The organism is Lactobacillus porci (assembly GCF_009695985.1).
In the GTDB taxonomy this organism is placed as follows: domain Bacteria; phylum Bacillota; class Bacilli; order Lactobacillales; family Lactobacillaceae; genus Lactobacillus; species Lactobacillus absianus.
In genome coordinates, this window is the sequence record NZ_VUMX01000001.1 from 87,057 (window position 1) to 100,040 (window position 12,984).

7 protein-coding genes and 3 tRNA genes are annotated in these 12,984 nt (G+C 52.6%); 8 read left to right on the forward strand and 2 right to left on the reverse strand.

Annotation, left to right across the window (positions count from 1 at the left end):
* Positions 1–121: 121 nt before the first annotated feature.
* Positions 122–733, reverse strand: a complete 612-nt coding sequence (locus FYJ62_RS00455; RefSeq protein ID WP_154546824.1) for a DUF5052 family protein — start codon at positions 731–733, stop codon at positions 122–124.
* A 133-nt stretch (positions 734–866) separates the two neighbouring features.
* Here FYJ62_RS00455 and FYJ62_RS00460 point away from each other — a divergent pair.
* The 8 genes from FYJ62_RS00460 (at position 867) to rpoC (ending at position 12,302) form a co-directional block, all read left to right on the forward strand.
* Positions 867–938, forward strand: a tRNA-Gly gene (locus tag FYJ62_RS00460).
* 41 nt (positions 939–979) lie between these two features.
* A tRNA-Pro gene (locus FYJ62_RS00465) sits at positions 980–1,053 on the forward strand.
* A gap of 118 nt (positions 1,054–1,171) precedes the next feature.
* A tRNA-Gly gene (locus FYJ62_RS00470) sits at positions 1,172–1,243 on the forward strand.
* Positions 1,244–1,401: 158 nt separating this feature from the next.
* Positions 1,402–1,863 carry a GAF domain-containing protein gene (locus tag FYJ62_RS00475; RefSeq protein WP_154546825.1) on the forward strand — a complete coding sequence of 154 codons (462 nt, stop codon included), beginning with the start codon at positions 1,402–1,404 and terminating at the stop codon, positions 1,861–1,863.
* Between the two features lie 63 nt (positions 1,864–1,926).
* Positions 1,927–4,389 carry an ATP-dependent Clp protease ATP-binding subunit gene (locus FYJ62_RS00480; protein ID WP_154546826.1) on the forward strand — a complete coding sequence of 821 codons (2,463 nt, stop codon included), beginning with the start codon at positions 1,927–1,929 and terminating at the stop codon, positions 4,387–4,389.
* A gap of 20 nt (positions 4,390–4,409) precedes the next feature.
* Complete coding sequence (locus FYJ62_RS00485) at positions 4,410–4,754, forward strand: bacteriocin immunity protein (RefSeq protein ID WP_154546827.1); 345 nt, start codon at positions 4,410–4,412, stop codon at positions 4,752–4,754.
* Positions 4,755–4,964: 210 nt separating this feature from the next.
* Positions 4,965–8,618: a DNA-directed RNA polymerase subunit beta gene (rpoB, locus tag FYJ62_RS00490; RefSeq protein WP_154546828.1), complete on the forward strand. Its 3,654-nt coding sequence runs from the start codon at positions 4,965–4,967 to the stop codon at positions 8,616–8,618.
* A 15-nt stretch (positions 8,619–8,633) separates the two neighbouring features.
* Complete coding sequence (rpoC, locus tag FYJ62_RS00495) at positions 8,634–12,302, forward strand: DNA-directed RNA polymerase subunit beta' (protein ID WP_154546829.1); 3,669 nt, start codon at positions 8,634–8,636, stop codon at positions 12,300–12,302.
* Between the two features lie 62 nt (positions 12,303–12,364).
* Here the strand turns inward: rpoC and FYJ62_RS00500 are convergent, their stop codons facing one another.
* Entirely contained in the window at positions 12,365–12,967 is a 603-nt protein-coding gene (locus tag FYJ62_RS00500) for a hypothetical protein (RefSeq protein ID WP_154546830.1), read from the reverse strand.
* Positions 12,968–12,984: the final 17 nt, after the last annotated feature.

Here is a 12,984-nt window from a genome sequence, read left to right on the forward strand (position 1 = left end):
AAACACACATTAATAACACACAATAATCCACTTTTCCAAAACCTGCAGTCAGGCACCTCGCGTGAGGTGCCTGTTTTTTGGTTATGAAAAAATCCCCCCAAAGTCCTTGGGGGGAAATCAGCTACATCGTCTTTACGGTCGACATGTCGTAAATAGAGTAGTCGCAGCGGTAAATAAACAGGCGGTGGCCGTCGACGTTGATCTTAGTGGTGGACGGCATGTCAGTGGCGCTGACGCGGACGCTGTTGCCGGCATATACGGCGATCGGCATTCCGGCCTGGGAACGGACCATGATGACCTTGCCCTTGCTGGCCCAGTCATTGCGGAAGTTGTTGTACATGATGGACAGGACCGGGACGGAGCGCTGGTCGTTCTTGATCGTCACGTTCTTGGAAAAGGTATCTTGGTAGTTCTTCAAGCCTTCATTGGCAATCAGGCTGGAGCCGACGTGGATCATCTGGTGGCCGCCGTACTCGACGTCAATCACCTTGGACTGCTCATCGCCGTCGCTGGTCTTCTTGCTCATTGGCTTGTAGGTCTCAATGTGGACGGACTTGGCCTTGATCTGGTCAATCTTTTGGCCGTTGTAGTCATAAGTTGATACCGTGAAGGGAATCCCTGTCAGTTTCGACCGCAGGTCCAAGGTGTAGTCGCTGATCTTGGAGCAAGAGGCCAAGAGGGGGACAAGGGCCAGAATGGCCAGGAGCGGCAGGAATTTTGACAGTTTTTTCATGATTTTTCCTTTCTCTGCTTGATATTTCTTAGCTAACACTACTGCTTAAGTCTAGTTTACCGCATCTTTTTTTAGAAAAATAAAAAAAGCCCTTGCCAAACAGACCGACTTTGATTATCCTAATAGATGTATTGCGGAAGTAGTTCAGTGGTAGAACATCACCTTGCCATGGTGGGGGTCGCGGGTTCGAATCCCGTCTTCCGCTTTCCGCATCAGGCCTTGCTTGGCGGCGGGCCTTTTCTTTTACGGGAATTAGCTCAGTTTGGTAGAGCGCTACGTTCGGGACGTAGAGGTCACAGGTTCAAATCCTGCATTCCCGATAGCCAATGTGTGATCAAAGCGCGGCATTCTTGCCTCGCTTTTTTCTTTTGTTTTTTCAACTTTTTCGCTTGAATTCCTTGCAAAAAGCCGACTTTTTGGTAAACTAGAAAATGTATCGCGGAAGTAGTTCAGTGGTAGAACATCACCTTGCCATGGTGGGGGTCGCGGGTTCGAATCCCGTCTTCCGCTTTCGATCATCAAGACTCGCTTAAGGGCGGGTCTTTTTCTTTGCTCTTTTTGGGCAGCTGCTCCTCGACTTAATGTCGAAGACGAGAAGAGTTATTATGCGGCTTTTGGCTTGGGGTTTGCTATAATAAGTAGAAATTGATCTACTCGAGGAGATAAACATGCCAGCAGCAAGCAAAGAAGAATATGAATTACTAGTTAAGCAGGCAGAAGCCCTGGCTGCCGGTGAAAGCGACTGGATTGCCAATGTGGCCAACGTTTCCGCCCTGCTTTTTCACGCTCTGAAGAAGGTTAACTTTGCCGGCGTCTATCGCTTTGAAAAGGGCGAGCTGATCCTGGGGCCCTTCCAGGGGCAGCCGGCCTGCGTGCATATTGCCATTGGCAAGGGCGTCTGCGGGACCGCGGCTGAGGAGGAAGCAACTCAGATCGTGCCAGACGTCCACGCCTTCCCAGGCCATATTGCCTGCGACAGCGCTTCTAACTCTGAGATCGTCGTGCCAATCTTCCACAAGGATGGGAGTCTTTGGGGCGTCTACGACTTTGACTCCACGGTCAAAGACAATTTTGATGAAACTGACCAGAAGTATTTGGAAGAGATTGCCAGCTTCGTTTTGGGCGAATAAGTCTGAATCTTTGTCATTACCAAGCAAGTCCCAGGTGGACTGATTATTAAAGGCGGTGTTTTTATGCAAAATTCATACAGCAACAGCAGCAATCAAGTGCTGGAAATTGCCGAGGAACAAGCCAGGAGCTTCCATCACCGGCTGATCGGGACTGAGCACGTCCTGCTGGCCTTGGTGATTGAAAGCGAAGGAAAGGCCGGAAAGATTCTCCGGACCATGAGCGTGACGCCAACCGCGGTGCGTGAGGAAATCGAGCGCTACACGGGCTACGGATCAGCAGCCAGTGCCAACTACATGGAATTTTCGCCGCGCTTGACTCTGGCGCTGGATTACGCCAAGCGCAATTCTGAAATGCGTCACAGCAAGGAGATTGAAACGACTGACATTCTGCTGGCTTTGATTTCCAGTGAGCAGGTTCTGTCAGCCATGATCCTGCGGAACCTGGACGTGGACTTGAATAGCCTGCGCGATGAAATCGATGACGCCAACAGCGTTGGCCAGGCAGCGGATGAAGGCGGGCAGACCGGTAGCGACGTCAGCCGGGGCCAGTCAAGCACCCCAACTTTGGATAAGTATGGCATGGACCTCAACCAGCGGGCACGTGAAGGGCAGATTGACCCGGTGATCGGCCGTGAGCGTGAGCTCCAGCGCGTCATCCAGATCCTGTCCCGCCGGACCAAGAACAACCCACTGCTAGTAGGGGAGCCTGGCGTCGGCAAGACGGCGGTTGCGGAAGCTTTGGCCAGTGAGATCGTGGCCAAGCAGGTGCCACGGGATCTGCAGGGCAAGCGGGTCGTTTCATTGGATGTCAACAGCATGGTGGCCGGAACCCGCTACCGGGGCGAATTTGAAGAGCGGCTGGACCGCTTGATCAAGGAAGTCTCTGCCAGCAAGAACGTAATCCTGTTTGTGGATGAAATCCACTCCTTGGTCAAGGCCGGGGATGCGGAAGGGGCAATGAGCGCCTCCAACACCTTAAAGCCAGCTTTGGCCAGAGGCGACATCCAGCTGATTGGGGCGACGACTTATGAAGAATACCGCAAGCACATGGAAAAGGACCAGGCCTTTGTCCGCCGCTTCCAGCTTGTTCGCCTGGACGCGCCAAATGATGAGGAGACCTTGAAGATCCTGGAAGGGATTAAAGACAAGTACGAGGACTACCACCGGGTAGCCTTGTCAGAAGAAGCCTTAAAGGCCGCGGTTGACCTTTCGACCCGCTACATTGCTGACCGCTTCCAGCCAGACAAGTCCATCGACCTGATCGATGAAGCCAGTGCCGCCGTGAAATTGGCGAACGACACCGGTGAAGACAAGGAGCTGGCAGAATTGGATCTGGAAATCAACCGGACGTTAAAGAAGAAGAACGATGCCGCGGCTAAGCAGAACTTCGATGAAGCCGCCAGCCTGCGCGATGAAGAGCAGCGGTTGCGGCAGAAACGGGCGGCCGTTGCCGCCAAGCTGGAAGGCAAGATGAGCAAGCGGGCTGTCGTTGGCCCAGAAGACGTGGCCAAGGTCGTTTCAATTTGGACCGGCGTTCCGGTTACCCAGCTTAAGACCAGCGAAAACAAGCGCTTGGCCAACCTGGAAACGATTCTGCATGAGCGGGTCATCGGCCAAGACGCGGCAGTTTCTGCCGTGGCCAAGGCCATTCGCCGTTCCCGGTCCGGTCTGAAGGATGAGAACCGGCCAATCGGCTCCTTCCTCTTCCTAGGACCAACCGGGGTCGGCAAGACCGAACTGGCCAAGGCTGTCGCGGAAGCCGTTTTTGGCTCAGAAGACAGCATCGTCCGCGTGGATATGTCTGAATACATGGATAAGGAAGCCTCATCCAAGCTGATCGGCTCCGCCCCAGGATATGTCGGCTATGAGGAAGGTGGCCAGCTGTCCAACAAGGTCCGCGAGCACCCCTACTCAGTCGTTCTGCTTGACGAAGTTGAAAAGGCCAATCCGGAAATCTTCAACGTCCTTTTGCGGGTCTTGGACGAAGGCTTTATGACTGACTCTTTGGGCCGCAAGATCGACTTCAGAAACACGATCATCATCATGACGTCCAACCTGGGGTCAAGAAGCCTGGAGTCAGACAGCCATGTGGGCTTTGCCAGCGTGCAGGAAGACCAGTCCAAGGTCATTGCCGACAAGGTTAAGAAGGCTACCAAGGACTTCTTCCGTCCTGAGTTCTTGAACAGAATCGATGAAAAGATCGTCTTTGAGCCGCTGCAGCCAAAGCAATTGCGGGCAATCGTCAGCCTCCTGACCAAGAAGCTGGTAACCCGTCTGGCCAAGCAGCAGATCACGCTGAAGATTTCTCCAGCGGCCTTGGACCAGCTGGCCAAGGACGGCTACAATCCAGAAATGGGGGCGCGGCCGCTGCGCCGGACTATCCAAGACCAAGTGGAAGACCAAATTGCCGAATACATCGTCAGCGAAGAGCTGAAGAGCGGCGACACGATCAAGGTTGGCGCCAGAGGCGGCAAGCTCAGATTTGCAATCGTCAAGGCTAAAAGTGACGAAAAAATCAAAGGATAGATAATTTTTTAAGGCAGACTATGTTTGGCAAAAAGAAAAAAGCTGAAGCTGCTAAGGCAGAACAAGAAGCAAGCAAGAAGACCGACGGGCGGATCTTGCTTTACAGCGACATCATTGACGCTCTTTACGACGAAATGCCGGTGGAAGAGCGGGAGGCCCTGCTGGAAGCTAAGCAGCAGCTGGAACAGAAGGTCTACTTGGGCAAGGTGATGCGGGACTTGCGCATCGCTTTAGAGCCGGTTGCGATCAAGTCCCAGCTCAGCCCGCAAGGCAAGCAGATCTTCTGGAACATCACGGCTGGCGGCTACCAGCTCACCGGGGTTGGTCTGGCCAGCCAGGCGGCCATGCTTTTTAGCGGCCGCTAGGACTTGCACTTCTTTGAAAATAGTGGTACAATATTTGGCGATTTAAAAGGCTGAAGTTCAGGATTTTACTGATATATTGTCCAGTAAAATGATAAAGACAAAAACGACTGGTTCGTTTTTGTCTTTTTTATGCTCAAAATCACAGCTTTTTGAAATTGTAACACAAATGTAATATTTGCTTTCTTCAACAGGATAGAAAGGATGTTTTCCTTGCTAAACGGACACGTAGTTAATTACGGACAACACCGGACCAGACGCAGCTTCTCACGGATTAAAGAAATCCTGCCGCTGCCAAATCTGACCGACGTCCAAACTGAATCATACAAGTGGTTCCTTGACCACGGCATTAAGGAAGTCTTTGACGATATTCTGCCAATCAGCGACGTTTCTGGCCGCTTGACTTTGGAATACGTTGACTACAAGCTTCAAGAACCTAAGTACACTGTAGATGAGGCACGTAAGCATGATGCTACTTACTCAGCTCCAATGCATGTAACCCTGAAGCTGACCAACCACGAAACTGGCGAAATCAAGACGCAAGACGTCTTCTTCGGCGATTTGCCATTGATGACCAAGTCAGGCTCTTTCATCGTCAATGGTGCTGAAAGAGTTATCGTTTCCCAATTGGTTAGATCACCAGGCGTTTACTACAACGGCGAAGTTGACAAGAACGGCCGCCAAATCTTTGGCACCACTGTCATCCCTAACCGTGGGGCATGGCTGGAATTTGAAACTGACGCCAAGAACGTTTCCTACGTTCGCGTTGACCGGACTCGTAAGCTGCCTTTGACGGTCTTGGTTCGTGCTTTGGGCTTTGGCTCAGATGACGAAATCAAGCAAATGTTTGGCGACAGCGACACGCTGGACCTGACTTTGGACAAGGACGTCCACAAGAACCCAGCTGACAGCCGCGTTGCTGAAGCTTTGAAGGACATCTACGACCGTCTGCGCCCAGGTGAACCAAAGACGACCGACTCATCACGCAGCCTGTTGGTCTCCCGCTTCTTTGACCCACGCCGCTACGACCTCGCAGCCGTTGGCCGCTACAAGGTCAACAAGAAGCTGAGCTTGAAGAACCGGCTTTTGGGCTACACTTTGGCTGAAACTTTGGCTGACCCGGATACTGGTGAAGTTCTGGCTGCCAAGGGGACTGTGGTCAACAACGAAATCATGGATGTCCTGAAGGACTACCTTGACCGTGACGACTTCAAGACCGTAACCTACACTCCTTCAGAAGAAGGGGCCATTCCTGAACCAATCACCGTTCAAGAAGTCAAGGTCTACTCACGTGAAATCCCTGACCGTGAAATCAAGCTGATCTCCAACGGCCACATTGATGAAGACGTGAAGTGCATCCAGCCAGCTGACATCATTGCTGCCGTCAACTACTTCCTGGAACTGCAAGAAGGCGTCGGCGACATTGACGACATCGACCACTTGGGCAACCGCCGGATCCGCCGCGTTGGCGAACTGTTGCAGAACCAAATGCGCATCGGCTTGGCCCGGATGGAACGCGTCGTTCGCGAACGGATGTCAATTCAAGACGCGGCAACTGTAACTCCGCAGCAATTGATCAACATCCGGCCAATCGTTGGTTCAATCAAGGAATTCTTCGGCTCATCCCAGCTGTCACAATTCATGGACCAGAACAACCCACTGGGTGAATTGACCCACAAGCGCCGGATGTCAGCCTTGGGGCCTGGTGGTTTGTCACGTGACCGTGCCGGCTACGAAGTTCGTGACGTTCACTACACCCACTACGGCCGTCTGTGCCCAATTGAAACGCCAGAAGGTCCTAACATCGGTTTGATCAACTCCATGGCAACCTACGCCATCATCAACAAGTACGGCTTCCTGGAAACCCCATACCGTCGGGTTTCATGGAAGACCCACAAGGTTACCGACAAGATCGACTACCTGACTGCCGATGTTGAAGACAATTACATCATCGCCGGGGCCAACACGCCTTTGAACGAGGATGGCTCATTCGTTGACGACGTGATCCTTTGCCGTCAGCGTGAAGACAACGTCGAAGTTACCCCAGACAAGATCGACTACATGGACGTTATTCCTAAGCAGGTCGTTTCCGTAACTTCCGCATGTATCCCATTCTTGGAAAACGACGACTCCAACCGTGCCTTGATGGGGGCCAACCACCAACGTCAGGCGGTTCCTTTGATCAACCCGCACGGCCCACTGGTTGGGACTGGGATGGAATACCGTTCAGCCCACGACTCTGGCGACGCCCTGCTTGCTGAAGCAGCTGGTACCGTAGAATACGTTGACGCCAACGAAATCCGCGTTCGCCGCGATGATGACACTTTGGACGTCTACAAGCTTGAAAAGTACCGCCGGTCAAACGCCACTAAGAACTACAACCAAACGCCAAACGTCAAGCGCGGTGAAAAGGTGGTTGCCGGTCAAGTTATCGGCAACGGTCCATCAATGGCTGATGGCGAACTGGCCTTGGGGCAAAACCCAGTCATCGCCTTCACCACTTGGAACATGTACAACTTCGAAGACGCGGTTATGCTGAGCGAACGCTTGGTTAAGGATGACGTCTACACTTCAATCCACATTGAAGACTATGACTCAGAAGCCCGTGATACTAAGCTTGGGCCTGAAGAAATCACCCGGGAAATTCCTAACGTCGGTGAAGATGCTTTGAAGGACTTGGACGAAAACGGGATTATCCGGATTGGTGCTGAAGTTCACGACGGCGACATCCTGGTCGGCAAGGTTACCCCAAAGGGGATTACCGAACTGAGCGCCGAAGAAAGACTGCTCCACGCCATCTTTGGTGAAAAGGCCCGTGAAGTCCGCGACACTTCATTGAAGGTGCCACATGGCGGCGGCGGTGTCGTACAAGACGTACAAGTCTTTACCCGCGAAGCCGGCGATGAGCTTGCTCCAGGCGTCAACACCCTGGTCCGGGTCTACATCGTGCAAAAGAGAAAGATCCAAGTTGGGGACAAGATGTCCGGTCGTCACGGTAACAAGGGTACTGTTGCCTTGGTAGCACCAGTTGAAGATATGCCTTACCTGCCAGACGGTACGCCAGTTGATATCTGCTTGAACCCAATGGGTGTCCCATCACGTATGAACATCGGGCAGCTGCTGGAACTCCACTTGGGCCGGGCAGCCCGTGCCTTGGGGATCCACGTTGCTACGCCAGTCTTTGATGGGGCTGACGAAGATGACGTTTGGGACATCGTCAAGAAGGCCGGTTTGGACTCAGACGGGAAGACTGTTCTTTACGACGGCCGGACTGGTGAGCCATTCCACGACCGCGTGTCAGTCGGCGTGATGTACTACTTGAAGCTGACTCACATGGTTGACGACAAGATCCACGCGCGGTCAATCGGGCCTTACTCACTTGTTACCCAACAGCCTTTGGGTGGTAAGGCGCAATTTGGTGGCCAGCGTTTCGGTGAAATGGAAGTTTGGGCTCTTGAAGCTTACGGTGCCGCTTACACCCTGCAGGAAATCTTGACTTACAAGTCAGACGACGTTGTGGGCCGTGTCAAGGCGTACGAAGCCATCGTTAAGGGCGAAAGAATTCCTAAGCCAGGCGTTCCTGAATCATTCAGAGTTTTGGTCAAGGAACTGCAGTCATTGGGTCTGGACCTGCGCGTCTTGGATGCTGACCACAAGGAAGTTGAATTGCGCGACATGGACGAAGACTCAAATGAACATGTCAACATCGATACTTTATCTCGCCTTGCCGAAGCGCAAGAAAAGAAGAAGTTAGCCGAAGAAGAAGCTGAAATGGCAGCAGATTCAGACGACGATGCCGCAGCTGACGACGCGTCAGCCGTGGAAGCAGAGCCGGTAGATGAAGCTGACGACAAGGCTTCTAAGTAATTGGGAGGTTAAACTTTGATCGACGTAAATAAGTTTGATAGTATGCAGATTGGTTTGGCATCACCAAACAAGATCAGAAGCTGGTCTTATGGTGAAGTTAAGAAGCCAGAAACCATCAACTACCGTACTTTAAAACCAGAAAAAGATGGCTTGTTTGATGAACGCATCTTTGGGCCAACCAAGGACTACGCCTGTGCTTGTGGCAAGTACAAGGGCGTTCGCTACAAGGGCATCGTTTGTGACCGCTGCGGGGTTGAAGTTACTTCTTCACACGTTCGCCGTGAACGCATGGGCCACATCGAACTTGCCGCTCCAGTAACCCACATTTGGTACTTCAAGGGGATTCCATCAAGAATGGGCCTGGTTTTGGACGTATCTCCAAAGCAATTGGAAGAAGTTATCTACTTCGCGGCCTACATTGTCATTGATCCAGGCGACACTGGCCTGGAAGCCAAGCAATTGCTGACTGAAGCTGAATACCGTGAAGAACGGGCCAAGTACGGCAACCGCTTCGTGGCTAAGATGGGGGCGGAAGCCATCCGCGACCTGCTCAAGCAAGTTGACCTGGACAAGGAAGTTGCTGAGCTCAAGACCGAGCTGCAGACCTTGAAGGGGCAAAAGCGGACCCGCGCGATCCGCCGCTTGGACATCCTGGATGCCTTCAAGAACAGCGGCAACAAGCCTGAATGGATGGTCATGGAAGCTATCCCAGTCATTCCACCAGACTTGCGGCCAATGGTGCAATTGGAAGGTGGCCGTTTCGCTACTTCCGACTTGAACGACTTGTACCGCCGGGTAATCAACCGGAACAACCGTCTGAAGAAGCTTTTGGACATGCACGCGCCAAGCTTGATCGTCCAAAACGAAGAGAGAATGCTGCAAGAAGCCGTTGACGCTTTGATCGACAACGGCCGCCGCGGCCGTCCTGTTGTCGGCCCAGGCAACCGGCCACTGAAGTCAATCTCACACATGCTGAAGGGTAAGCAAGGTCGTTTCCGTCAAAACCTGCTTGGTAAGCGTGTTGACTACTCAGGCCGTTCAGTTATCGACGTTTCACCTAAGCTGAAGCTTTACCAATGCGGCGTTCCGCGGCCAATGGCTTTGGAACTGTTCAAGCCATTCGTGATGCGTGAACTCGTTCGCCGGGGCATTGCTTCCAACATCAAGAACGCCAAGCGCAAGATTGACCGTGAAGACGATGACATCTGGGACGTATTGGAATACGTTATTAAGGAACGTCCAGTTCTTTTGAACCGGGCACCTACCCTGCACCGGCTGTCAATTCAAGCCTTCGAGCCAGTTCTGGTGCCAGGCAAGGCTTTGCGCTTGCACCCGCTGGCTTGTGAAGCCTACAACGCCGACTTCGACGGTGACCAGATGGCCATCCACGTTCCTTTGTCAGATGAAGCCGTAGCCGAATCACGCTTGCTGATGCTGGCTGCCCACCACATCTTGACTCCAAAGGACGGTACCCCAATCGTTACTCCTTCACAGGACATTGTTTTGGGCAACTACTGGCTGACCCAAGCTGAAAAGGGCCGTGAAGGCGAAGGCATGATCTTCGCTACTCCAAACGAAGCAACTGTTGCTTACGCTAACGGCGACATTCACTACCACACCATCATCGGTATTTCAGCATCATCAATGCCTAAGAAGCGCTGGCCAGCAGGCCGCGAAGACTCAGTCTTCGTAACTACTTACGGCCGTTTGGTCTTCAACTCACTGTACCCAGACGACTACTTCTACTTGAACGAGCCAACCAAGGCCAATTTGACTGGTCCGATGGATGACAAGTACTTCCTGGAACCAGGCCAAGACATCCACGAAAAGATTGCCGAAGTGGCTGACGACTTGGTAAACACGCCATTCAAGAAGGGCTTCCTGGGCGACACGATTTCCGAAATCTACAAGCGCTACCGGGTACAGCGGACTTCAGAATACCTGGACGACTTGAAGGAAATGGGCTACACCGCTTCAACCATCTCCGGCTTGACCATCGGTATGGCCGACGTTCCTGAAACCAAGACCAAGGATGCTTTGGTTGCCAAGGCCCGCAAGCAGGTTAAGCAGGTTTCCAAGATGTTCCGTCACGGTCAGCTGTCAGACAAGGAACGTCACGACAACGTCATCAGAATCTGGACTGAATGCAAGGACGAAGTTCAAAAAGAAATTGCTGAATTCAACGACCCTCGCAACCCAATCTCAGTCATGCAGCAGTCTGGTGCCCGTGGTAACATCTCCAACTTTACCCAGCTGGCTGGTATGCGTGGCTTGATGGCTACTCCATCAGGTGAGCTGTTTGAAATCCCAGTTATTTCAAACTTCAAGGAAGGCTTGACCGTTCTGGAACTGTTCATGTCCACTCACGGTGCCCGCAAGGGGATGACTGACACGGCCTTGAAGACCGCCCAGTCTGGTTATCTGACCCGTCGTCTGGTCGACGTTGCCCAGGACGTTATCATTCGTGAAGATGACTGTGGCACTGACCGCGGCATCACTGCCCGGGCAATCGTGGACAAGGATGCTGGCTTGATCGAATCTCTCTACGACCGTTTGGTTGGTCGTTTCACCAACCGTTCAGTCAAGGACCCTAACACCGGGGAAATCATCTGCGGCAAGGGCGTTTTGATGGACGAAGAAATGGCCCACAAGATTTGCGATGCTGGCGTCAAGGAAGTCCAAATCCGTTCAATCCTGACTTGCAACACTTCACACGGCGTTTGCCGGAAGTGCTACGGCCGCAACCTGGCTACTGGCGAAGAAGTTGAAATCGGTGAAGCAGTCGGGACCGTTGCCGCACAATCAATCGGTGAACCAGGTACCCAGCTGACTCTGCGGACTTTCCACTCCGGTGGTGTTGCCGGTGCAGAAGACATCACTCAGGGTCTTCCTCGTGTTCAAGAATTGTTTGAAGCCCGCAACCCTAAGGGTCGCGCGATCATCTCTGAAGTTGACGGCGTTGTTGACTCAATCGAAAGCAACGCGGCTGAACACTTGCAAGAAATCACCGTTAAGGGCAAGATCGATACCAGAAGCTACACTATTCCTTACACGGCTAAGCCAGCCGTTAAGGTTGGCGATGTCATCCACCGTGGTGACAAGCTGATCCCAGGTTCTATCGACCCTAAGGAATTGATCAAGGTAACCGACACTTTGACCACTGAAGAATACATCTTGGCCGAAGTTCAGAAGTCATACCGGACTCAGGGTGTTGACCTGGCCGACAAGCATGCCGAAGTCTTGACCAGACAAATGCTGCAAAAGGTTCGCGTGCTTGACCCAGGCGAAACCAACATCCTGCCAGGTGAAGTCATGGATATCGCTGAATTCCGTGACCGTAACCGTGACGTTATCATCAGCGGTGGCATCCCAGCTACTGCTCAAGCGGACATCCTCGGGATCACCAAGGCTGCCCTGGAAACCAACAGTTTCCTGTCAGCCGCATCATTCCAGGAAACTACCCGCGTTCTGACTGACGCTTCAATCCGCGGCAAGAACGACCCATTGCTGGGGCTTAAGGAAAACGTCATCATCGGTAAGATCATTCCTGCCGGGACTGGCATGCCAATCTACCGCAACGAAGAACCACAAGCTGATGTCCAACAGCCTGATTCCGTCTACTCAATTGCTGATCTTGAAAAGCAAATGAAAGACGAAGACAACAAAGAAGAAAGCAATAACTAAGCGCTGCAGTTTCAAAAGCTAGTGATTAGTCAAAAAGACGCCGAAAGGCGTCTTTTTTGTTGTCAGAAAATCAGCGCCTGAATGCCCAAGCCGACGAAAAGATAGGGCAAAAAAGGCAGCGGTTCATGCAAGCGCCAATCCGTTAAGTTGATCAAGAGACAGAGCAGGCAGCCGGCCAGCAGGGTTCTCGTGGCTGCGAGCGGCGAAAGGGCAGCAGCGATGATCGCGTAGAACCAGACGTCGCCGCTGCCCATTTTTTCCAGAAAGGCCAAGCCGGCCAGGAGGAAGAGCAGCAGCAGGGCAGAGAGGGATCCGGCAGGATTCAGCGGCAGAAATAAGTGCCGGCTGAAGGCCAGGACTAGCGGCGGGAGCAGCAGCACGGTCAGGTAGGAATTCTCAAAGGCATCGCTGGTAGCCAGGAGGCTGAGAAAGGAAAAGAAAGCCAGATCGCAGGCCAGCAAGGAGCAGGAAACATAATTCTGCCGGACCAGGCAGCAGCTGATGGCCAGGCCAAAAGGAAGGCTCAGCTGCAGCCTTTTTTTTGCAGTGGAAAAATCCGCCAAGTCAAAAGCAGCAATTGCTTCATCAGCCAGGTACTTCCAATAAAAGGCCGCGGCCGCGAGCGCCGCCGACAGGCCAAGCATAAATGTTAAAAGAATTGTCATTTTTATCACCTCACTTA